At 39.2% G+C, this 23,205-nt stretch carries 22 protein-coding genes; 10 read left to right on the top strand and 12 right to left on the bottom strand.

Going from position 1 to position 23,205, the window contains the following annotated elements:
- Positions 1-390: 390 nt before the first annotated feature.
- The 3 genes from floA to ACK2WI_RS01725 all read left to right on the top strand — a co-directional run bounded on the left by floA (position 391) and on the right by ACK2WI_RS01725 (position 2,865).
- Positions 391-1,368 (top strand): flotillin-like protein FloA, encoded by a 978-nt coding sequence (gene floA / locus ACK2WI_RS01735; protein WP_093100815.1) that lies wholly within the window; start codon positions 391-393, stop codon positions 1,366-1,368.
- 382 nt (positions 1,369-1,750) lie between these two features.
- The gene (locus ACK2WI_RS01730; protein WP_409149563.1) at positions 1,751-2,269 is read left to right on the top strand and encodes a KdsC family phosphatase; all 519 of its coding nucleotides are present in this window, start codon (positions 1,751-1,753) and stop codon (positions 2,267-2,269) included.
- Complete coding sequence (locus ACK2WI_RS01725) at positions 2,269-2,865, top strand: Maf family protein (RefSeq protein WP_312696974.1); 597 nt, start codon at positions 2,269-2,271, stop codon at positions 2,863-2,865. The genes ACK2WI_RS01730 and ACK2WI_RS01725 overlap by 1 nt, the downstream gene beginning before the upstream one ends.
- Before the next feature lie 69 nt (positions 2,866-2,934).
- On the opposite strand, the gene ACK2WI_RS01720 is transcribed toward ACK2WI_RS01725, so the two are convergent.
- From ACK2WI_RS01720 to ACK2WI_RS01675, 10 genes are all read right to left on the bottom strand, one after another.
- Positions 2,935-5,592, bottom strand: a complete 2,658-nt coding sequence (locus tag ACK2WI_RS01720; RefSeq protein WP_409149561.1) for a TonB-dependent receptor domain-containing protein — start codon at positions 5,590-5,592, stop codon at positions 2,935-2,937.
- Between the two features lie 59 nt (positions 5,593-5,651).
- Complete coding sequence (locus ACK2WI_RS01715) at positions 5,652-6,104, bottom strand: hypothetical protein (protein WP_409149559.1); 453 nt, start codon at positions 6,102-6,104, stop codon at positions 5,652-5,654.
- Positions 6,105-6,377: 273 nt separating this feature from the next.
- Positions 6,378-7,136: a tryptophan synthase subunit alpha gene (gene trpA / locus ACK2WI_RS01710; protein ID WP_409149557.1), complete on the bottom strand. Its 759-nt coding sequence runs from the start codon at positions 7,134-7,136 to the stop codon at positions 6,378-6,380.
- Between the two features lies 1 nt (position 7,137).
- Positions 7,138-8,322 (bottom strand): tryptophan synthase subunit beta, encoded by a 1,185-nt coding sequence (gene trpB / locus ACK2WI_RS01705; protein ID WP_313367566.1) that lies wholly within the window; start codon positions 8,320-8,322, stop codon positions 7,138-7,140.
- Positions 8,300-8,938 carry a phosphoribosylanthranilate isomerase gene (locus tag ACK2WI_RS01700; RefSeq protein ID WP_409149555.1) on the bottom strand — a complete coding sequence of 213 codons (639 nt, stop codon included), beginning with the start codon at positions 8,936-8,938 and terminating at the stop codon, positions 8,300-8,302. Before ACK2WI_RS01700 ends, trpB begins: the two co-directional genes overlap by 23 nt.
- Positions 8,931-9,920 (bottom strand): anthranilate phosphoribosyltransferase, encoded by a 990-nt coding sequence (gene trpD / locus ACK2WI_RS01695; protein WP_409149553.1) that lies wholly within the window; start codon positions 9,918-9,920, stop codon positions 8,931-8,933. Before trpD ends, ACK2WI_RS01700 begins: the two co-directional genes overlap by 8 nt.
- A 204-nt stretch (positions 9,921-10,124) precedes the next feature.
- Positions 10,125-10,595 carry a hypothetical protein gene (locus tag ACK2WI_RS01690; RefSeq protein WP_093100801.1) on the bottom strand — a complete coding sequence of 157 codons (471 nt, stop codon included), beginning with the start codon at positions 10,593-10,595 and terminating at the stop codon, positions 10,125-10,127.
- 141 nt (positions 10,596-10,736) lie between these two features.
- Positions 10,737-10,958: a DUF2795 domain-containing protein gene (locus tag ACK2WI_RS01685; protein WP_002996718.1), complete on the bottom strand. Its 222-nt coding sequence runs from the start codon at positions 10,956-10,958 to the stop codon at positions 10,737-10,739.
- A gap of 135 nt (positions 10,959-11,093) precedes the next feature.
- Positions 11,094-11,831 (bottom strand): lysophospholipid acyltransferase family protein, encoded by a 738-nt coding sequence (locus ACK2WI_RS01680; protein ID WP_409149548.1) that lies wholly within the window; start codon positions 11,829-11,831, stop codon positions 11,094-11,096.
- A gap of 69 nt (positions 11,832-11,900) precedes the next feature.
- Complete coding sequence (locus tag ACK2WI_RS01675) at positions 11,901-13,271, bottom strand: dipeptidase (protein WP_093100799.1); 1,371 nt, start codon at positions 13,269-13,271, stop codon at positions 11,901-11,903.
- A gap of 221 nt (positions 13,272-13,492) precedes the next feature.
- On the opposite strand from ACK2WI_RS01675, the gene ACK2WI_RS01670 reads away from it, so the two are divergent.
- Both ACK2WI_RS01670 and ACK2WI_RS01665 read left to right on the top strand, forming a co-directional pair.
- Positions 13,493-16,279 (top strand): outer membrane beta-barrel protein, encoded by a 2,787-nt coding sequence (locus ACK2WI_RS01670; RefSeq protein ID WP_409149545.1) that lies wholly within the window; start codon positions 13,493-13,495, stop codon positions 16,277-16,279.
- A gap of 8 nt (positions 16,280-16,287) precedes the next feature.
- On the top strand, positions 16,288-17,073 hold the full coding sequence (locus ACK2WI_RS01665; protein ID WP_169918972.1) for a GLPGLI family protein: 786 nt from the start codon (positions 16,288-16,290) through the stop codon (positions 17,071-17,073).
- 285 nt (positions 17,074-17,358) lie between these two features.
- Here ACK2WI_RS01665 and ACK2WI_RS01660 read toward each other — a convergent pair whose 3' ends face one another.
- Together ACK2WI_RS01660 and ACK2WI_RS01655 are read right to left on the bottom strand one after the other, a co-directional pair.
- Positions 17,359-17,538, bottom strand: coding sequence for a histone H1 (locus ACK2WI_RS01660; protein WP_093100795.1), 180 nt, complete (start codon positions 17,536-17,538; stop codon positions 17,359-17,361).
- A gap of 127 nt (positions 17,539-17,665) precedes the next feature.
- A complete protein-coding gene (locus ACK2WI_RS01655) occupies positions 17,666-19,804 on the bottom strand; it encodes a S46 family peptidase (protein WP_409149543.1) in 2,139 nt (712 codons plus the stop codon).
- Positions 19,805-19,885: 81 nt separating this feature from the next.
- Here ACK2WI_RS01655 and ACK2WI_RS01650 point away from each other — a divergent pair, with 81 nt between their 5' ends.
- The 5 genes from ACK2WI_RS01650 to ACK2WI_RS01630 all read left to right on the top strand — a co-directional run bounded on the left by ACK2WI_RS01650 (position 19,886) and on the right by ACK2WI_RS01630 (position 23,197).
- Positions 19,886-21,247 (top strand): DEAD/DEAH box helicase, encoded by a 1,362-nt coding sequence (locus ACK2WI_RS01650; RefSeq protein WP_409149541.1) that lies wholly within the window; start codon positions 19,886-19,888, stop codon positions 21,245-21,247.
- A complete protein-coding gene (locus tag ACK2WI_RS01645) occupies positions 21,244-21,486 on the top strand; it encodes a hypothetical protein (RefSeq protein WP_093100792.1) in 243 nt (80 codons plus the stop codon). Before ACK2WI_RS01650 ends, ACK2WI_RS01645 begins: the two co-directional genes overlap by 4 nt.
- A gap of 2 nt (positions 21,487-21,488) precedes the next feature.
- Positions 21,489-21,839 carry a gliding motility protein GldC gene (gene gldC / locus ACK2WI_RS01640; protein WP_093100791.1) on the top strand — a complete coding sequence of 117 codons (351 nt, stop codon included), beginning with the start codon at positions 21,489-21,491 and terminating at the stop codon, positions 21,837-21,839.
- A gap of 50 nt (positions 21,840-21,889) precedes the next feature.
- Positions 21,890-22,300, top strand: coding sequence for an EVE domain-containing protein (locus tag ACK2WI_RS01635; protein WP_093100789.1), 411 nt, complete (start codon positions 21,890-21,892; stop codon positions 22,298-22,300).
- A gap of 159 nt (positions 22,301-22,459) precedes the next feature.
- Positions 22,460-23,197: a LytTR family DNA-binding domain-containing protein gene (locus ACK2WI_RS01630; protein ID WP_093100788.1), complete on the top strand. Its 738-nt coding sequence runs from the start codon at positions 22,460-22,462 to the stop codon at positions 23,195-23,197.
- Positions 23,198-23,205 lie beyond the last annotated feature (8 nt).

The following is a 23,205-nucleotide window of genomic DNA, read 5'->3' as shown; positions in this document are numbered from 1 at the left end:
GACAAAGGTAATGAACTAAATAAGAATCATTAGCACTATATATTCCATTTATACTTAGTATCAATTGTTTTTCCATAATTTAATCGGTCCAATTTTAAAAATTGTCGAAATACTAAAATCTAAATTTATGATTTAAATTTTAAATTCATCGGTATAAAAAATTAATAATTAGCGTTTTAGGAATGAATTGTACATTAAAAAATGTTGATAACATTCCTTTTCTCCAACGTTGCTTGGTGTAACATATAAATTTAAAAATAGTTTTTTATTGTTTATTAATTTTTTAAAACGTTTTTTGACTAAAAATTTATCGAAATAAGGGTAAGGATAGCATGTTCGGATTATTTTTTTATCTTTAAGAAGTCAGAAACAATATTAATCTACATATTAATGGATTCACCGATTCAATTAGTGCTAATTATTACTGGTTCAGTAATCGCTATTTTTTTCCTCCTGTATTTGTTGCCCGTAAATCTTTGGTTTACCGCGCAATTGTCTAATGTAAAGATCAGCCTGTTAAATTTAGTGCTGATGAGGTTGCGTAAGGTACCACCATCTTTGGTGACCAATGCCATGATTACTTCGACCAAGGCAGGTTTAAAGATTACTTCCAATGAGATAGAAACCCACTATCTAGCGGGGGGTAATGTCAATAAAGTTATTAAGGCTTTGATTTCTGCAGATAAAGCGAATATTCCCTTGGATTTTAAGTTGGCTACTGCTATTGACCTTGCTGGACGTGATGTCTTTGATGCGGTTCAGCTTTCGGTAAACCCGCAGGTTATCAACACGCCTCCTGTTGCAGCTGTTGCAAAGGATGGTATTCAGTTGATAGCAAAGGCAAGGGTAACCGTTCGTGCAAACATCAATCAATTGGTCGGTGGTGCTGGTGAAGAAACCATTCTAGCACGTGTAGGTGAAGGTATTGTAACAACTATTGGTTCTTCTGCCAACCATAAGGAAGTATTGGAAAACCCAGATCGTATTTCAAAAACTGTTCTTTCTAAAGGATTGGATTCAGGAACGGCCTTTGAGATCCTATCGATTGATATTGCAGACATTGATATTGGTGAAAACGTTGGAGCGAAACTTCAGACGGATCAAGCAGAGGCTGACCTAAAAGTAGCGAACGCTAGAGCAGAGGAACGTAGAGCCATGGCGGTTGCGACCGAACAGGAAATGCGTGCTAAGGCACAGGAAGCTAAAGCTAAGGTAATCGAAGCGGAATCTCAAGTTCCTATGGCGATGGCCGAAGCTTTCAGAAACGGTAACCTCGGTATAATGGACTATTATAAGATGCAAAATATTCAAGCGGATACAGATATGAGAACTTCCATATCTAAGCCGCAAGGACCAGATAAAAAATAATTTATCTAATTCAACAAGAAAAGCCATGATAAAGAAAGTTTAGCAGCTTCTTGATTCATGGCTTTTTTATGTGCATTTATTTAGGATTATATACGAAAAAACCCTGACGATGGGCGCCAGGGTTTGATACTAACCAATTATAAACCTAAATTATGAAAAGACAATTTTAATATTAATTCTACTTATCCTTCGAATTATGAAACAAAGGTACGGTGAGAATTAACATTTACAAAGAAATGTCGATAAAAAGTTTCCCTTGCAACCATTTTCTGACAATTCAATGATTTATCTGTTACAACAAATAAAACTTTGGCGTAAATGGATTAACAATTAAAGATTTTGGTCTATAAAAAATATTTACTTTTGAAGATATCTATTCATTATGGTGTTAAAGAAATTTGCTGCGATCAAAGCAGTCGTATTGGATGTTGATGGGGTCCTGACGGATGGCCGACTTTTGGTGACAGAGGCAGGGGAGCAGTTGCGTTCATTTTTTGTGAAAGATGGATATGCCATGCAATTGGCGATAAAAATGGGTTTGGATATTTGGGTGATTTCAGGAGGTAATTCCAATGGAGTCCGCTTGAGATTGGAAGGCTTGGGTATCAAGGAAATTCATTTAGGGGTGAAGAACAAAATGGAGGTGATGAACCAACTGATGGAGAAACATCAATTGCGTTTGGAGGATTTGATGTATGTTGGTGATGATATGCCTGATTATGATGTGATGCAAGTGGTTGGTTTAGCGGTGTGCCCTAGTGATGCTGTGGATGATATCAAGACTATCTCGCATTATATGTCGCCAAAGAGAGGTGGAGAAGGTGTGGTTCGTGACGTATTGGAAAAAATATTGAAGCTCCAAGGTCGTTGGGGTGTTCAGACTGAAATAAAGAGTGTTTAATGATAGTCCAACAAAAATTAAAATCAATCCCCATCATATTGGGATCTAAATCGCCGCGAAGAAAAGAACTTCTGAAATCTATGGATTTAGATTTTACGGTTGAAGTCAGAGAAACCGATGAGTCCTTTGATAAAAACTTAAGCGCTATTGAAGTTGTAAGGCATATTGCTGAAGCAAAATTGGCTGCGTTTAATGAAGCTGGCTACCAAGATAAATTAATTATTTGTGCAGATACCATCGTAGTGGACCATTTGGCTGAGGTAATCGGTAAGCCGAAAGATTCCAAGGAGGCTGAACTGGTGATAGCAGGTTTAAGTGGAAAGGAGCATCAGGTTTTTACGGCGGTTGCAATATCCTATCAAGGTCAAAAAAGATCTTTCGTTGAGGAAACCAAGGTTTGGTTCAATGACTTGGATACAGATGAAATCAATTACTATGTTGAACAATATCAGCCCATGGACAAGGCCGGATCTTATGGTATCCAAGAATGGATAGGTAGGATAGGAATCGAGAGAATCGAAGGTTCTTATGAAAATGTGATTGGCTTGCCTACTGCGAGATTGCAAAAAGAACTTAAAGAAATGTTTGCTGTTTAAAGGTATCCTAGCAAATAAAAATAAAGGGCGGAAAACAATGTTTCCCGCCCTTATTTTTTACATTTTACTTTACTTAATATGGTATCTGATTCCAGTGTAGAACATTCTACCTGTCATCGGTCCCCAAAGCATATTGGTGTCGAAATGTTGTCCAAAAGGTTGGTCAAATGCCAAAATTGGATCTTTTTGATAGAAATTGCTTAGGTTTTCTCCTCCGATATAAATATCAAAGTTTTTGTTCTTGCCCAATGTTTTGCTAACCTGTGCATTCATAGTTACATAGGCATCCGAATGACTTGCCAACTGGTATTCTACTGGATTACTACTTGTATTTGGTAGCCTTTTCTTGCCCACTACATTCAGTGTGTAGTCAAAATGCCAACCTGAATGGGTATTGTATGCCAAGTTCATAAAACCACGGTGTTTAGCTGTCAGTGGTTTTTGTAGCTTTCCTGATTTAAATTCTGTTTCTACATCCAGCATACGGTATGCCATTCTAGCCTCAAAGTGAGGGGCAGGCATAAACCTGAATTCAGCCTGTAAACTGTTGGAGTATGATTTTCCATCCAGGTTATAGAACGATACTTCACGAGGGTTCTCAAAATCCACTACCACTTGGTTTTGGAAGTTGTTGTGGAATAGCTCAACCGATAAGCCTGATTCTCTTCCGAACAGTTGGAAGCTTTGGTCGATGGTAAATCCGGTATTCCATGATACTTCAGGTTTTAGACCATAAGCGTTTTCACCATTTGCTAAGTTTGCTAGGCCGTTGATAGCCCTGCTAGAGGCAAAGATGCCCAGATTTTCAGCAAAGATATTCGCCGTACGTTGTCCACGACCTGAGCTTAAACGCAAGGTGGTACCCAAGATCGGCTCGTAACGTAAAACTGCACGAGGGGTAGTGAACCAACCGTATAGATTGTTGTAATCCTGACGGATACCCAAAACCGCATCAAACTTTTCGCTAGGACTGAAAGTGTATTCTGCAAAAGCACCTGCCACTGCTTCCTTACGGCCAAAGTTGTATGCGTAATCGTTATTGGAATTCACTCGATTTAGATCTTCATCATACTCGTCATATTGCACAGAAGCTCCCACTTTATATTTGTGGGATACATCGCCGATGATATCCTGGAACAAAAGGTTCGCATAATAGGAGTTTTGTTCATTGTCATAAGTATTCAAACCAAAGAAGCTTTCTTGTTTATATTGGCTTGCAGATAATTGAAGCCCGATACTACGGTGCTTGTTGGTTGGGAATACATAGCCCAACTTACCAAAACCTTCAATTCTTTGGTTTTTAAAACCTAGACCATATTTGTTGGTCGTCAATTTATCAGTGTTCTCATTGAATTCAATTTGACCACCGATCCTATCGTCATGTAGGAATTTTACCCCGAACTGAGCGATGATTCCCTTTCCATTTTCGAAGTGCCAACGGTTGACTCCGGAAAACAGGTTTCCTACTGGAATATCGCGGAAGCCATTGTCACTGAAGTTCATTTTCTTATTGTACATGAAGTTGTCATGCAGCAATAATCCAACTGACCATTTTTCATTGATATGCTGGGAAAGGTTTAAATTGATATCCGTACGGCCCATATTATTGGCGTAAGCATTGAAAAATAGCTTCTCGCTATTATGTGGCTTCTTCAGTTCAACGTTGATTTGACCGGCCATGTTTTCAAAGCCATTGGCTACAGAACCGATCCCTTTACTGATATTGATGGCTTCGATCCAAGTTCCTGCAATACTATTCAGCCCTAATGGTGAGGCAAAGCCCCTAGGTCCTGGTAATCCTTCTACGGTAAGTTGGGTGTAGATACCTGCAAGACCAAGCATTTGAATTTGCTTACTTCCTGTTACTGCATCACTGCTCACAACATCTACAGAAGCATTAGTCTCAAAACTCTCGCTTAAATCACAACATGCAGCCTTGAATAGCTCTTTTGCAGTAATGGTCTCTACACGGTTTGGAGTCAATTTAGAAATGTAATTCGATTTCTGTCTTCTCGTTACGACAATCTCCTGTAAGGTATTGTTTTTGGCTTGAACGACAAGGACCTCATGCAGGTTCTTTACTTCGATGGTATCACCCTGCATACTGGCATGGGAAATAACCAACTTCCTGTAAGGTTTTTGGTGCATGATTTTGAAAACTCCATTTTCATTGGTCTTTACCTTTTTGCTTGGGTTATCCAACCAGAAGATGGTGACCTCAGTAATTGGGGTCAAATCCCCCTTTTCACTTTCGTTTACTACGACTCCGGTTACTTCATGGTCATGATCATGGTTGTGTCCGCCATCATCATCATGGTCATGTTCTTGGCCTTCTTCATGTTGATGGCCTTCTTCTGCATGTTCATGGTCATGATCGTGCTCATCCTCTGCATCCATTCTTGGATACAGACAGCATTCGTGTAATTCTTCATATACTGCATCAGGTGCACGGAACTCTTTAGTATCATGGCCTGCAGCTGCTATTCCTTGTTTGATTTTTTCCAAGGAGTTTTTGCTGGAATCAAAGGTTACCGTGGCCATACCTGTACTGCTATCCCATTCGATGGAGGAAGCACCAGCATCTTTTCCAGCGGTTTCAATGCGTTTCTTACACATGGCACAGTTGCCAGAAACTTCAAATTTTTCTGTGTTAATATTATTTTGGGCAAACAGACTTGTGCCCACAGCGATAAAAATAAATACGATTAAATATCTAAATAAGTGCATAGTTCATTGTGATTAAAAAAAACTCAAAAAGTCTAGATTGATTTTGAAGTTTTATTTAATCAAATGATGAATGTGCAATTGAGAAGGTATACAGAATGAGATTCCGCAAATAAAGCGGGTTTGAAAGGATTAGGTACTTCAGGTTTTTCCTCGATGATTTGTACCCAATTATTGATGATCCAAGGGATCAATACGATTGCTGGAGAAAAGTCGAATGCAGTGCCAAAAAGCATCTTTGAACGCAATTGGTCACTTTCTGTGGTCAATTCCAGGTTTACTTTTGAGTCTTGGCAAGTGTGGTCGTCTTCACATTGAGTGTTGGATTCTAAATCATCAGGGTGCTCATGATCCTTGTGCAGATCACTGCACATCGGGCAACTGTCATGTGATACTTTAGCTTCTTCAAGAACGGAAAACATGGTACTTTTTCCACAATGGTGCATATGGATGGTAGCCCCTGTACTACATACAGAATAAATCAATAGTAAGCATATGGCTACAATTTTTCTCATGTCGGTTTCAAATATAGGAAACTAACACTGAATATGTGGATAATTAATTGTAATTTTTTCTTGTCAAAAGAATTCACACTAATTATATTCGAATTGACTTAGTACTTTATAAACCTTTGCTTATGGAAACTTTAGCTGCACATCCAAATCTGTTGTATTTGGGCTTGGTAAGCCTAGTATCAGCAGGAATCTTGGTAATTTTCCTATTCAACAAAATTCTGAGAAGAGTTAATTAAATAAAAAACCCTGACTCATTTGAATCAGGGTTTTTTTCTATCCTTTGATGGAGGCAATAAATTCCGGTATTTTCTCCAAATAGTTTTCTTCTGTTAATAATTTCACAAAAGCAGTTCCTACAATGGCCCCATTAGCATATTTTGTGGCCTTTTGGAAGGTGTCTTTATTATGGATACCAAAGCCTATTACTACTGGGTTCTTGAGATCCATATCTTTGATCCGTTGAAAATAGCTTTCTGATTGCTCCTGAACATTCAATTTTGTTCCTGTGGTCGCATTCGAGGAAAGGAGGTAGATAAAATTGGTCGATAGGGAATCAATTTTTCTAATCCTGTCTTCAGAGGTCTGAGGAGTTACCAAAAAGACATTGCTCACTTGGTTCTCTTCAAATACTCCTTGGTATAATTCTTCATATTCGTACATCGGCAAGTCTGGGATGATCGTACCATTAACTCCGACCTCCTTGCAAGCCTTGCAGAAGTTTTCTACGCCATATTGAAGGACTGGATTCACATAACCCATGAGAAAAACTGGGATATTCACTCTTTTGCGTAAATCTTTCAATTGTTCGAATAGCACCTTTAGGGTCATGCCATTCTTCAATGCTACCTCTGAACTATGTTGGATGGTAGGACCATCAGCAACAGGATCAGAGTAAGGGAAGCCTATTTCTAGAAAGTCAGCGCCTGCTTTTTCCAGTGCTTCTGCGATTTCAAGGGTGCTGTCTATCGATGGGTAGCCAGCGGTAAAATATATAGATAGCAATCCGTTTGCCTGTTTATTAATCTGTATCATGTTAAAAACCGAAATATTTCATGTAATTGTCCAAATCCTTGTCGCCTCGTCCAGAAAGACAGATGACAACTGTTTCATCTCCTTTGAAGTTCATTTTTTCTAGATGTGCTAAGGCATGCGAACTTTCAATTGCCGGAATTATACCCTCTAGTTTTGTCAATAGGAGTCCTGCCTGCATGGCTTCCTCATCTGTAGCACTCACATAGGTACCACGACCCGATTTGAACAGCCAAGCATGCTGCGGTCCAATGCCTGGATAATCCAAGCCCGCTGAGATGGAGTATGGTTCGATGACCTGACCATCTTCGGTTTGCATCAGGATGGATCGGCTACCATGTAATACACCCTCATTTCCTAATACTGTAGTCGCAGCAGATTCTCCACTGTCCACGCCATGGCCAGCGGCTTCAACGGCGATCAATTGTACATCTTCATCGTCCAAGAAATGATAAAACATACCTGCTGCATTGGATCCACCACCTACACAAGCCATGACGATATCGGCTGTTTCCTTACCTGTTTTTTCCAACAATTGTTTTTTGGTTTCCTCAGAGATGATGGATTGGAATCTAGCTACCATATCCGGATATGGATGTGGACCAACAACGGAGCCGATGATATAATGTGTATCTACAGGATTGTTTATCCAATCTCTTAACGCTTCGTTGGTTGCATCTTTCAAGGTTTTGCTCCCCGAAGTCGCAGCTACGACCTTGGCGCCCATCATTTTCATACGGGCAACATTTGGAGCTTGCCTTTGGATATCGATCTCGCCCATATATACCACACATTCTAATCCCTTTAACGCACAGACCGTAGCGGTAGCCACGCCATGCTGCCCTGCGCCAGTTTCTGCAATGATACGTTTCTTGCCTAGTCTTTCTGCTAGTAAGATCTGTCCGATGGTATTGTTGATCTTGTGCGCTCCGGTATGGTTGAGGTCTTCGCGTTTTAAGAATATCTTGGCATTGTATTTTTCCGAAAGACGTTGAGCATGATATAGGGGAGAAGGTCTGCCCACGTAATCACGTAATAAGTATTCAAATTCTTCTTTGAACGAAGGGTCTTCCATGATTTGCAAGTACTGATTTTGCAATTCTTCAACATTTGGATAAAGCATTTCAGGAATATATGCCCCTCCAAACGGTCCATAGTATCCTTTATTATTTACTTGATATTTGCTCATTTCTAATGGTTTTCAATGCTAATTTTAATTTTTCTATGTCTTTGAGTCCAGGTTCGATTTCAAATTTAGAATTTAGATCCAGACCGATCAATTTGTTGTCTTCAAAGTTGACAGCTTCTTGTAAATTTTCCAATGAAAGTCCACCGCTAAGGAAATAGGGTGTTTCAAAGGGATATTCTTTTAATTTTTGCCAATTGAAGCTTATTCCAGTGCCTCCATAAGCAGGGTTCTTGCTGTCAAACAGGAAGTAATCCACATGCCCAATATAGGGTTCCAATTGCTTCCAATCAAAATCCTCTTCAATTCCGAAAGCTTTGATGACTTCAAAACCTTTGGTTTTTAATGTGCTGGCCAGTTCAACAGATTCATGGCCATGTAATTGAATGCTATCTAGGTTGTATCTTTCAGCTGCATTCATGATCTCATCTAGATCTGAATTTACAAATACACCTGCTTTTTTGATACCTTTAGTAGTAATATTCGTTAGGTCGCCAACGTACCTTGCAGATTTCCGATAGAAAATATGGCCGATATATTGGATAGGGAGCTCCAAGAGCTGCAAGATATTTTGCTCTTCCTTCATCCCGCAGACCTTTACTAATAATTCCTTAGCCATTTATCAATGTTTTAAAGCTTTTCAAGGCTTTATGTCCTAAAAGAGATTCTTCAGCTTCATAATAACAATCAGCAAAGCTTTTCTCTGGGTGGAAAGTCTTTATTCCAAAGGCAGCATTGGTCAATACTACATTGTTTTGGATACCTGTGCCTTCTCCTTCGATGATCTGCCTGAAGATCTTGGCAGCCTCTTCGATGGATTCACCACCCGCAAGGTCTTCTGGAGCAACCGCTTTAAAGCCAAGTTCATCAACGGTATAATAGTTCTCGCCTTGATTGTTGATGACCTTGAAATCGCCTGTTAAGGAAATTTCATCATAGCCATCCATGGCGTGCATAATACTGTATTGTTTGTCGGTATTCTGGTAGAGATAAGCATAAAGCCTAGCCAATTCAAGACTAAATACTCCAACCGATTGGAACTTCGGATTTGCTGGGTTGGTCAATGGTCCCAACATATTGAAAAAGGTCTTCACCGCTAGAGCTTTGCGGATTGGCGCTACTGTCTTCATGGCAGGATGAAACAGAGGCGCATGCAGGAAGCAGATGTTCGCTGATTCTAATTGTTTCTTTAGAACATCTTTATCAGCGGTGAAAGTATAGCCCAAGTATTCCATTACATTGGAAGAACCACAGCTTGAAGAGACTCCGACATTGCCATGTTTTGCAACATGGTAACCTGCTCCAGCTACCACGAAAGAAGCGAGAGTTGAAATGTTGAAGGTGTTTTTCCCATCGCCACCAGTTCCGCACATGTCGATTAAATCGAAACCATCGAAGTCTACCTTATTGCAAAGGTCGTACATCGCATCACGGAAACCGCCCAGCTCCTCCACTCGGATGCTGCGCATTCCATAGATGGTCATAAAGGCTGCAATTTGGTGGGTGTCGTATTTTCCTGTTGCAATGTTTGTCAGGATATCATAAGCCTCTTTTCTGCTGAAGGACTTGTATTCAAATAGATGCGCTAAAATTTCTTTCATATTTTTTCAATAAAAAAGGGCTTGCCGAAAAGGCAAGCCCACTATTATTTAGTTCTTTAATTCAACCAATAGGTGTCTGCCACAACATTATTTGTTGTGCCACCACCAAGCTGTATTGAATTGTATTGTTATCATCGTTAGTTCAACAAATATCCAAGATGTTTTTGAGAATTGCAAGAAATCCTTTTAAAAAATGATTTTTTGTTAATATGTAACAAAATGTGCCATTTCGTTTCCTTTAGAAACCAAAGTGAAAGACCCGATTTTATCACCTTCCACATAAATGCTTGTCACCAGTCTATTCTTATAATAAACGAAGTACATATTGTCAACATCTAGATCTTCAGGGTCGATATCACGAACTTCTTTGCGTGGTAGCTCTGAATAATTCCTGATTTCGATCTGATCGATGTTCTTGCTGTTTAAGTTTAGTCTGATTTCCTCCAGGCTTACCTCTAAATAATCGTAAAGTTCATCAGAAGGCTCATTCACAATGACCCATTTGCTTAGGATTACATCCAGTGCAATTTCATTGTCATTCAGGTCATAGATAAAATCTGTAGCTATATCCCTGCTATTGAAAGTATATTCTTCCGTTTGATCATCATGCTCAATTTGGGCAGAAGTGAACAAAGGACTTAGCAAAAGCAAGAAATAAAGTAAGTAATGTTTCATTCAGTAGTTTTTATTGTCGTTCTATTGACATAAAAAATGCAGAAAGGATTAATTTGTTTAGAATTTCACGAATGTTCCGTGGCACATTAACCCCATGATATTAAAAAAGCGCCTTTCTTCAAGGCGCTTTCTATACCGATTTTAATATTCGTCTTCGTTGAAAAAGAAATCATCTTTTGTTGGATAATCTGGCCAGATTTCCTCAATGTTTTCATAAGGTTCACCATCATCTTCCAACGCCTGAAGATTCTCAATTACTTCAACTGGTGCTCCTGAGCGAATCGCATAATCAATTAATTCGTCTTTTGTCGCTGGCCATGGAGCGTCTTCTAAATGAGAAGCTAATTCAAGTGTCCAATACATATCTCTTTAATTAAGTTTCACGTTTTCGCAAAAATAATATTTAATTTAACTAATGCAAGGAAATTATCTTTAATTCTTTGTTAACGAGTATATTTTGCAGAAAATCAACGTGTTAAAATGAAACATTTCTTAAAATCAGCTGCTCTCATTCCAGAGTTTTTTCATTTTTTCATAAACTTCCATTTCAATTGAGTCATATTTTTGACTTGAACCACTGTCATAAGCAATCGGTTTGAGTACCGATATTTTTATTACCCCTGGTTTTGAACCAAATCTTCCGCCATCATCCCATAAGATTTCCCAAGCATTATGGATTACAACCGGTAGGATGGGAGTGTTGTTTTCAATCGCCATTTTAAAGGCTCCTGCCTTGAACTTGTGCAGTACCGGTGGAAACTCCTCATCTATCTTTCCCTCCGGAAAAATCACGACAGATTTACCTTCTTTTAAGAGCTCAGTTGCTCTTTTAAATGCCTTAAAGGCTGATATCTTACTTTGTCTGTTTACTGGGATGTCAATTGATTTAAAGAATATTCGCGTAACGGGATTCTTCATTAATTCTACTTTACCAATAAAAGAAAATTCTTGGGGACAGAGATAAGTGAGTGCGGTAATGTCTAATATGGAAGTGTGGTTTGGACAGATGATATAGGGTTTGCTCCAATCAATCGGTACCTCATAGTCTATTTTGAACCTGATACCGACTAGATGTACACTGAGGATGGAAATCCATTTCCTGAACCAAACTATAGAAGAGTAATGCTTAACGGGGTTTTTAGAAAGGAAATATAAAATTGGAAAACATAATGAAAAGAAAAAAAGGACGGATACGAAATATAATAACCTATGTATTTTCTTTAAAAATATTAACATATCTTCCTTAAACATCTTTTCTGATGGTATAAAAATATAAAAAGCTTCACAATCGTGAAGCTTTTTATTTTATTTACTTAGTTCAGCATAATATTTATGGAACAAAGGAATAGTTTCGATTCCCTTTAAATAGTTTTCAATACCATACTTTTCATTTGGAGAGTGCAGATTGTCTGAATCCAATCCAAAACCTAGCAATACAGTTTTGATACCTAATTCTTTTTCAAATAGAGCAACGATTGGAATAGAACCACCACCTCTTGTAGGGATTGGTTTTTTATTAAATGTTTCTTCCAATGCTTTTTCAGCAGCTTTATATGCGATGCTGTCCGTAGGTGTAACTACTGGTTCACCACCATGATGAGGTTTAACTTCTACCTTAACTGATTTAGGAGCGATCTTTTCAAAATGTTCCTTGAACAATTTAGTGATACGCTCAGAATTTTGATTAGGAACTAAACGCATTGAAATCTTTGCGAATGCTTTTGAAGGCAATACAGTTTTCGCACCTTCTCCAATATAACCACCCCAGATACCGTTTACCTCCAAAGTAGGACGGATACCAGTGCGCTCAATCGTAGTGAAACCTTTTTCTCCCCATAATTCCTTCACACCAAGATCTTGTTCGTATTCTTCAACATCAAAAGGAGCTTCGTTCAAAGCTTTTCTTTCTGCTTCGGTCAATTCCAAGACATCATCGTAGAATCCTGGGATCGCGATATGATTATTCTCGTCATGTAAAGAAGCAATCATTTTTGAAAGGATGGTAGCAGGGTTGGCTACTGCACCACCATACACACCTGAGTGAAGGTCACGGTTAGGACCAGTAACTTCAACTTCAACATAAGAAAGACCACGCAATCCTGTTTCTAAGGAAGGATTTTCTAGGCTGATCATGGAAGTATCTGAAATAACGATTACATCAGCTTTAAGACGCTCTTTGTTCGCATTGACAAAGATACCCAAGTTAGCTGAACCTACTTCTTCCTCTCCTTCGATCATGAATTTAACATTACATGCCAATTCATTTTCTTTCATCATATATTCAAAAGCCTTAACGTGCATGTAGAACTGACCTTTGTCGTCAGCAGCACCACGAGCATAGATTTTACCGTCGCGAACAGTTGGCTCAAATGGAGGAGTTTCCCATAATTCAATGGGATCTGCCGGTTGAACGTCATAATGTCCATAAACCAAAACTGTAGGTAAACTTGGGTCGATGATCTTCTCCCCATATACGATAGGATAGCCTGCAGTTGGACAAATCTCAACATTGTCGGCACCTGCATCCTTAAGTTTTTGAGCTACAAATTGTGCGGTATTGATTACACCTTCCTTGAACTGTGGGTCAGCACTAACTGATGGAAAGCGCAATAATTCAAATAATTCTTCTAAGAAGCGATCTTTGTTTGCTTCTACATAGTCTTTGATTTTTTGCATTTCAAAAGTGTTTTTACAAAGGTAATGAAATAAATTTTACAAGAGCTGTAACTTTTTCTTTCTCCCGACGACATATGATTACAAAGAATTTCAATAAATGAAATCTCGTTTTTTAAACCATTGTGTTAAATGATTGTTAAAGAGCTTTTAGTTTTCTGTTATTTCTCACAATAGTGATAATTTAGTGCTGCCTTTATTTGATTTGAAACTTTAACTTTTTTATGAAACCACTAACCAAAGTAATCTTAAGCCTATTTCTCGGTTTATTTTCACTTGCAAGTTTTGCCCAAACTAAGATCACGGGTACTGTCGTTGATGAAACCGACAAGACAAAGCTAACAAATGCCACAGTCATGCTATTGCAGGCGAAAGATTCCATTCTCGTTGATTTCACGCGAGCAAATCAAGAGGGCAAATTCTCTCTTAATAATCCCGATACCACGGATTATATAGTCATCATCAGTTATCCAAAGTTCGGTGACTTCTTTGAAACGATCAGCAAAGGCTCCGGAAACAAGAGCCTTGGTGAGGTCACTATGCAAAGTGCCGCCAACCTAATTGAAGAAGTATTAATTACCGGTAAGATTCCCGTAGTCATCAAGGGTGACACCGTAGAATACGATGCGTCCAGTTTTGTTACGGAGAAGAATGCGAAGGTAGAAGACCTGTTAAAGGTCCTTCCGGGTATCTCTGTCGATGCTTCTGGTAAGATTACCGCTCAAGGGAAGACCGTTGAAAAGGTCCTTGTTGATGGTGAAGAGTTTTTCGGAGATGACCCTAAGCTCGTAACCCGTAATATCCGTTCGGATATGGTGGATAAGGTGCAGGTCTTTGAGAAAAAATCTGAAGAGGCTGAACGGACAGGAGTTGATGACGGAACGCGTGTGCAGACCATCAACGTAAAATTAAAAGAAGATGCCAAGAACGGTATGTTCGGTAAGCTTGAAGGAGGCGGAGGTCTAGATGATAACTCCGGTTATTACCTTGGAAAAGCGGCCATCAATAAATTCAAAGGTTCTCAGAAGATCTCGGCATACGGAATTACTTCTAATGATGGTACAACAGATTTAGACTGGCGTGAAGCTGAGAAATTTGGTGTCGATAATGGAAATATGACTGTCCTGGATGATGGCGGAATCATGATCACTGGTGGTGGCGGATTCCTGAACAATACCAATAGGGGACAACCTAAAGCCTTGACCGCTGGGGTTTCATTTATGGATGCTTGGAAAGAAAAGAAACATAAGCTAAACCTTAATTATAAGTATGGTATGGCGGAAAATGAAGTCAATACCAACACCATTAGCCAAACACCATTGACGGAAGGTATCTCAAATTCTGAAACTGATAACGATGATATCTCAAAAAGTACTGGACATCGTCTGAATACAAAATATGATGTCAATATCGACTCCTTGACCACCCTGACATTACGTGTGGCTGCTTCAAAAATGAACAGCGAAAATAATACACAGCGTAGTGGTAAGAGCTTTAAGAACGGTGAACTTCAATCGGAAGATGAGCGTTCTCAAGATATCAATTCTTCAAATGACAACTTCAACTACGATGCTAACTTCACTAGGAAATTTGCAAAAGAAGGCCGTTCCATCAACTTAAAGTTCACTGGAAACTTGGGTAAGACAGAATCAGATATGATGTTGAACTCTTCTTTAAAGAATGTAGTAGAAGGAACGGAAACAGTAGTTGATCAGTTTAAAGACAATTCCAACAACTCGAATTCGATCATGGCTGCTGCAACATATACAGAGCCAATCTCCAAGAAGATCAATATGGCCTTTGGGTATGAGTACACCAATTCTAAAGCACATTCCATCAATAGCGCCTACAACAAAGATGCTTCTGGAAATTATACCGATTTCGATGAGGAATTCAGTAATGACTTCAATTTCAATACGGTTAGAAATGCTGCGAATATTTCATTCAACTATAAAGCTGATAAAATTGAGTTTAACTTGACCAATAATATCAGACATGATGATATGTTCCAGAAGAACAACTTGGCAGGGAATGAGATGAGCAGAGATTACCTAACTTATAATCCTAGAGCTCGTTTCAGGTATAACTTTACCAAGGCAAAATCATTGAACTTATCCTATAATAGGTCCAACTCATTGCCTTCCTTGTTCCAAATCCAACCCTTGAAACAAAACGAAGACCAAATGAACCAATATTTCGGTAATGAAGGTTTGAAACCATCCGTTTCAAACAACTACAACCTGAACTATTATTGGTATGATATGCTGAAAGGAAAGAATATGTACACTGGAATTGGTATGACGCAGACATTAAATGCGATCCAGACCGATGTGGTTATCCATCCTTCCCTGAAAAGAGATCTTTATTATGTCAATACCGATAAGGCCATGATCAATGGTTATGTATATGGTGGTTACTTTTTTGATCTGATCAAGAAACAGCAGATCAAGATGAACTTAGGATTGAATGCAAACCTAAATAACTATTACAACAAGATCAAAGACCTTTCTGATGTCAATAATCCAAAGGATTTTGAAGAAAATAAAAACATCAGCTACAGCTTCGGAACGGATATCGGTTTCCAAAAAAATACAACCAAAGGATTTGATTTTTATCTGAATTTCAATCCAGGCTATAGAGTCTTGAAGACGACATTGAACCCTGAGTTGAACTCTGAAGGTTTCACATTCGACTCTTACGGTAGATTTACTTACTACCTACCTGCGAAAATTCAGTTGACTGGTGAGTTGAACTACGAATATGAGGCAGCGACTAAATCATTACCTACCGATTTCAGTAGGTTGAAGTTCAGTCCTGGTGTCTCTAAGAAATTCCTGAAAAATGAAAGCCTGATAGCATCGTTCTACGTGAATGACGTATTCAACCAAAACGTTGGATTTAGCAGAAGCCAATCTGGTCAAGCGATCACCCAACAACGCTTTAACAATATCGCAAGATATTACATGCTGAAACTATCTTGGGAATTCACATCAATGAAAGGAGCTGAGTAATTATGAAAATGAAATATATATTATCGACTATACTTTTGGCCATCCTGAGCATGGGATTCGCCAATGCACAATATGCGTTCTTCCCTGAACAAGGAACCATTACCTATGACAAAACTGTTCACGTCAAGAATCTGATGCGTAGGCATATCCAAACCTTAAAAGACGGAGATTTCTCCAAGAAGTATTTTGAGGAAATGATGACCAAGGCTCCAGAAACTGCGGTATTGACCAAGAAACTGTCATTTAGCGGTTCCGAGTTCTCCGTTGAGCCTGTTGAAAAGGACCAGCCGCAAATGGTGGCCAATCTATTGCGTATGGGACTCCTGGATTACGGAGCTAAAGTATACCAAAACTTGGCAAAGGATGAATCCTTACAGACCATGGAAATGGGAGGCTCTCAGATCAACATTAAAGACTCCCTGACGAACGTTAAGTGGAAGATAACAAATGAGTACAGAAACATTGCAGGATACGATTGTAGAAGAGCTAACGGCGTCACATTGGACTCTGTGTATGTAGTTGCCTTCTATACCGACCAGATCCCAACAGCAGGATCACCGAGTACCCTTCATGGCTTACCTGGAATGATCTTGGGATTAGTGGTTCCAGAACAACATTTCAATATCTATGCAACAAAGGTGGAAATGCAAGCAACCACAGTGAACTCCAATATCTTTAAGAAAAAAGCGGATACCATGACCAGACAACAAACCAAAGACCGTATGAAAGAGATCTTTGGCCGTTGGATGACCGACAAACAGTTTAACCTGATCATGGCTGCCATATTCTTATAGGATCATAATAAGATCTTAATTTATTAAGCAATTCAAAATTAATGATGATGCAAAGAGCCGGATTTATCCGGCTCTTCGCTTTGAGAGAGTAATTAGTATATAGTATTTAGTATATAGTATTTAGTATTTAGACCTATGTCTGTGCTCGAAAGAGGTGACCGTTTTAATCTTGGTCTATCCTCTTATCCCTTTAATCCTGGTTCAAAAGTCTCCCCAATCCTGGTTCAACTGAAAAAAAAATCCCGATCAGTACTGACCGGGATTTTTATGCTTTAATTCAACGAATTATTTCTTCTCGTTTTTCTTAGAAGTAACTTCGTTACGAATTTCTTGAGCTAAAGTTTTGATCTCTTGTAACCCTTTACGAACGCGTGTTCCTGCAGCAGAGTTTCCGTTATTGAAGAATTTTTCTGCGTCAGCTTCGATTGAAGCTACTAGCTCTTTTAATTTAGTGTAGTTTTCCATTTTTTAATTAATATAATTTTAGTTTTTCTTAATTAATTCTCTAATATATCATAAATATACAAAAGGAATGCAAACAATGCGAATTTTAAAATGTTTTTTTGTGTTATAAACGCCTTTTTTGTGGCATCTACTCTACTATTTTCAATTCGTCGATGATGTTTTGAGCACCCGCAAACTTGTCAATTATGAAAAGAACGTATCGGATATCAACCGAAATCGTACGTTGCAATTTCGGGTCGAAAATCACGTCTCCAGCCATTGCTTCAATGTTTCCATCAAAAGCCAAGCCAATTAATTCGCCATTTCCGTTTAAAACTGGTGATCCTGAGTTACCTCCAGTGATATCTTGATCACTTAAAAAGTTAACAGGTAGATAGCCAGCTTTATCAGCATAACGTCCAAAATCCTTGTTTTCATATAGTTCCATTAACTTTTTAGGTAAATCGAACTCCTCATCTCCCGGTTGGTATTTCGCAATCGTGCCTTTCAATGTGGTGTAATAATTTTCTTTGGCATCATTCCTTTTGTCCTTAGGCAATGCTCTGATCGTTCCGTAAGTTAAACGCAAAGTTGAGTTTGCATCTGGGTAATACTTGCCGTTAGGATCCATTTTCAATACCCCAGCGATGAACTTTCTAGAGGCAGCCAAGAACTCATCATTCATCTTTTCAGCCTCAGGAGAGGTCTCGCGATATTTATCCATCAAAGATGAAGATAGTTTGTAAAGAGGATCTGCATCAATCAGCTCAGCTTTAGGGTTTTTTAGGTATTCGGCCAATTTCGCTTGGGATCCAAAAATACTGTTGTCAAATGCAGATTTGATATCAGCTTGGAAGTTTCCGTTGTTTTTGTTGGCCATTTCGCGAACATAAGGAGCGATATCACCAGCCTTAGCAGCATATAGGTTCAATTCATCCGCTAATACATCGATTTCCAAAGGCATGTATGCTTTCTCATAGTTGTCTGCAATAAATGCTTCCAAACGAGGAGCCATTTCTTTGCGTTTAGCCTCGTTTTCCTGCGCATATTGTTTCAAGCCATTACCTAAAGAAGCAGGGATAGCTGCGAAAGTCGAAGAACGTAACATACCGATCAGGTAATTGTCTTGTCTCGCCTTATCGTTTGTCTTTGCATAGAAATCATTGATTACAGCGATCACATTTCCGTATTCTTCCTTGTTTTCAGGACGGTTAGCCCATTTGTTGAATTTCTTCTCTTGCTTGCGTTTTGCAGCTGCGGTCTTATGCTTTTTCAAGGCATCGATCATCCCTTGTCTGTTTTTCCAGTAGTTAGCCACTCCAGAATATTTAGAAGCATAGTTTAATTTTACCGCTTGGTCTTTGTCCATGTATTTTTTCATGGCATCCATACCTACTTTAGAAGCTTCAACCCATGCAGGATATGCATAATTAACATTTTGGTCAATTCCTGCTGCATTCATCCAACGGTTTGTACGGCCTGGGTATCCTAAGATCATCGAGAAATCGCCATCTTGGAATCCTTTGATACTTACCGGTAAGAACTTTTTAGGCTTCAAAGGAACATTGTCTTTTGAATATTCAGCAGGATTACCGTCTTTATCAGCATAAACGCGGAAGATAGAGAAGTCACCGGTGTGGCGTGGCCATTCCCAGTTATCGGTATCACCGCCGAATTTACCGATACTGCTTGGCGGAGTTCCTACCAAACGCACATCCGTAAAGTCTTGGTAAACGAAGTAATAATATTCATTTCCATTATAGAATGGACGAACAGAAACTACATACTTTCCGTTTTCACTATTTTCTTGTTGTATCTTAGCAATTTCTTGATTGATAACCTTTTCGCGTTCTTTTTCCGACATCTTATCGTTTACCAATCCTAAGATACGTTTTGAAACATCATCCATGCGGACAAAGAAACGAACGTACAATGATTTAGGCTTCAGCTCTTCGGCGTGGTTTTTAGCCCAAAATCCATTGGTTAAATAATCATGTTCTGGAGTAGATAATTCCGCGATTGCTCCATAACCACAGTGGTGGTTCGTGAATACCAATCCGCTTCCCGAAACAATCTCTGCGGTACAACCACCGTTAAATTGCACGATTGCATCTTTTAAGCTAGAGTTATTGATGCTGTAAATTTCTTCGGCTGTGAGTTTTAAGCCTTTTTTTTGCATGTCAGCTTCGTTCAGACGCTTTAGGTGCATCAAGAACCACATGCCCTCATCTGCAAATGAGAAAGTGCCAACGAGCGTCAGCACACATAGTAATACTAGTTTTTTCATATCAACCTTTTTTGTGGTAGGACAAATTTGCTGGAATTTAGGCGCAAATCAAAATGATTTGTAAGGAAATCAGGCCACTGCATGTCCTTGGATTTAACTATCTTTGCCAAGATGGCGTCATTTGAAGACTTTAAATTTAATAAGCAGATCCTAAATGCAATAGCCGAAGCGGGCTATACAACCACGACTGAAATCCAAGAAAAGGCGATTACACCGATTCTTGCAGGGCAAGACGTGATGGGAATTGCGCAGACTGGTACCGGAAAGACTGCAGCATTTGTGCTGCCCATGCTCATGAAGCTGAAATATGCCCAAGGGAATGACCCAAGAGCATTGATTTTAAGCCCGACCAGAGAACTTGCTATGCAGATCGAAGAGCATATCAAGCAATTCTCCACTTACCTAGACTTAAGAACCGTTTTATTATATGGTGGTTTGGGACCTAAAACCCAAAAGGAACTCCTTGCTAAAGGTTGCGATATCATTGTCGCTACCCCAGGCCGTTTCTTAGACCTCTATTTAGAAGGCGATATCAATGTCAAGAGCCTTAAATTCTTGGTGCTTGATGAAGCCGATAAGATGATGGACATGGGCTTTATTGGAAAGATCCACCGTGTCCTTGAAATCGTCCCTAGGAAAAGACAGAATCTTCTTTTCTCTGCAACCATGAGTGAACTCGTGCGCAAGATTGCAGGTGATTTCTTGGCTTTTCCAACCATTATTGAAGTAACCGAACAGGCCACTCCAGCACAAACCGTGACCCAGGAGCTTTACCATGTTCCCAACTTAAAGACGAAGATCAACTTATTGCAACACTTCTTCAAAGACGATGAAACCTTCAGTAGGATCATCGTTTTTACCAAGACAAAAGTGGTTGCCGATCGTATATATGCTTTCCTTGAACGCAAATATGGTCCTGAGGAGGTCCGTGTTATCCATGCGAACAAAGGACAGAACACCCGCATCAACTCCATTAATGCCTTCAAAGAAGGTGAAGTACGGATCTTGGTAGCTACCGATGTGGCTGCCCGCGGATTAGATGTTTCCCAAGTGAGCCATGTGATCAATTTCGATGTGCCTATTGTGATTGAGGATTATGTGCACCGTATCGGGAGGACCGGACGTGCCTTTCAGACAGGTGATGCGATCACCTTCTGTAATCCAGCAGAAGAATATTATGTGGCAAAAATCGAAAAGCTAATTAGGCAGACCATTCCTTTGAAGGAATTACCTGCTGATGTGGTTATAGAAAAGACACCTTTCGACGAAAAACAGGATATCGCTAGAGAAATTGATAATCAGAAGAAAAAAGATAACCCTGATTTCAAAGGTGCATTCCACGAGAAAAAGTATGCCATCAAGGCGAATAACTCAAAAAGAGCGGCTCGCGGAAAAGGTAAGCCAGTAAAAAAAGGAAATAGCAAACCCAGTAAGAAGAGATGAAGCTAACCCCTTTGAATATTACCTTGGCTTGTATCCTGGTATGGGCAATTTCTGAAATGGGTTCAGGAGATAAACCGCTGTTTTCATGGGCTTGGCTCCTCATCCTGTCTATTGTGCTCATCGTTGTGGATATCTTGTTCCGCTTATGGACCAAGAATACCCAACGCCTATGGATCATGCAGATCGGTTTTATCTTAGTGGTGGGTATTGTTTCAATGTTAATAAAATTACAGTTTTAGATATGAAGAAAGCAGAAATCAAACTCCAAATCGAGTTAGATGATTCAAATGTTCCAAATTCCATCCAATGGAGTTCGACCGATGGACAGAATACAGAAGAATTACCGGCGAAAGCTATGTTTTTAGCTTTATGGGATGCCCAATATAAAAATTCATTGCGAATTGACCTTTGGACAAAAGATATGCCTTATGATGAAATGAAACGTTTCTTCTACGAAACTTTGCAAACACTAGGCGACTCTTTCTTGAGGTCTTCTGGAGGCGATCCAATGGCTGAAAAAATTATTGGCGATTTACGTGACTACTGTGCCCACTACGCTGATAAAATGGAAATCTTGGAGCAACAGAATTAATTGATTTGGGAATCTGCCAGCAGTGATGTTGGCTTAATCTATATGCAGATATGAATTACTTTTTGGTGAAATCAGAACCATTTAAATATAGTTGGGAACAATTTAATAAAGATGGGGAGACTTTTTGGGATGGCGTGCGAAACTACCAAGCTCGTAACAACCTGAAAGCTATGAAAAAAGGCGATTTGGTCCTTTATTACCATAGCAATGAAGGTAAAGAGGTTGTAGGTTTGGCTAAAGTCGTGAAGGAGTTCTACCAAGATCCGACCACTGAAGATGAACGTTGGGTAGTGGTGGATTTGGCTCCAGTGGAAACTTTCAAACATCCAGTTACCTTAGAAACCATCAAGGCAGACCCACTGTTACAAGATATAGCCTTGGTCAGACAAGGAAGGCTATCCGTGATGCCCCTCAAAGCCGAAGAGTTCGATCGAATCGTTCAACTCGGAAATTCAGACTAATGACTTAGAAACTCCCCAAATCGGGGAGTTTTTTTATTTTCTCATTATCTATCCTCTTTCAATAGCTAAAATCCCTTCTTTGCTCATTCATCCTAATTAATTCAAAAATTTCAAATAACTTTATAGAAGCTGACTCATTAATAACCAATCACCAGAAATATGATCAAGGCAATTATTTTGGATGATGAAATTCGTGGTTCCGGATTATTGCAACATAAGCTGCAACAATTCCAGGAGCTTTTGGTCGTCACGGCGGTATTCAATGATCCCCAAGAAGCCTTGCTGCAAATGCCCAACATGGAATGTGATGTGCTCTTCCTGGATGTAGAAATGCCTTTCATGAATGGATTCCAATTTCTGGAAAAACTTGGTCAATTTGAATTTGAGGTCATATTTGTCACCGCATATAATATCTATACCTTGGATGCCTTAAAGGCAAATGCCCTTGATTACCTCTTGAAACCGGTCAATAATGAGGAACTCAAGAAAGCCATTGTCAAACTTGAACTTCGGATCTCCCAAAAGGAAAAGTTGAAAAAAGCTGACCTTTCGGAAAACCGAGTATGTATGGGCAGGCTAGCTCTACCAACAGCAGAAGGGATACATCTCGTGAAAAAAGATGATGTGATCCGCATCGAAGCGATGAGCAATTACAGTATCTTCTTCCTAAATAACCTTTCTAAAATCATTGTTTCCAGAACATTAAAGGAATTTGAGATGTTATTGGAGAATACACAGCTATTCCGTGTCAATAGAAGTGTCATCGTTAATTTAGATTATGTCGTAAAATATAAAAAAGGAGAGGGGGGAACTTTGGAATTAGTCGATGGATCAGAGATTGAAGTCTCCCCGAATAAGAAGAAACAATTGATGGATAGGCTGTTTACAACCTTCTAAATCGAATA

The organism is Sphingobacterium sp. BS-2 (assembly GCF_046161205.1).
Classification (GTDB): domain Bacteria; phylum Bacteroidota; class Bacteroidia; order Sphingobacteriales; family Sphingobacteriaceae; genus Sphingobacterium; species Sphingobacterium mizutaii.
This window is presented reverse-complemented; position numbering and strand designations above follow the sequence as displayed.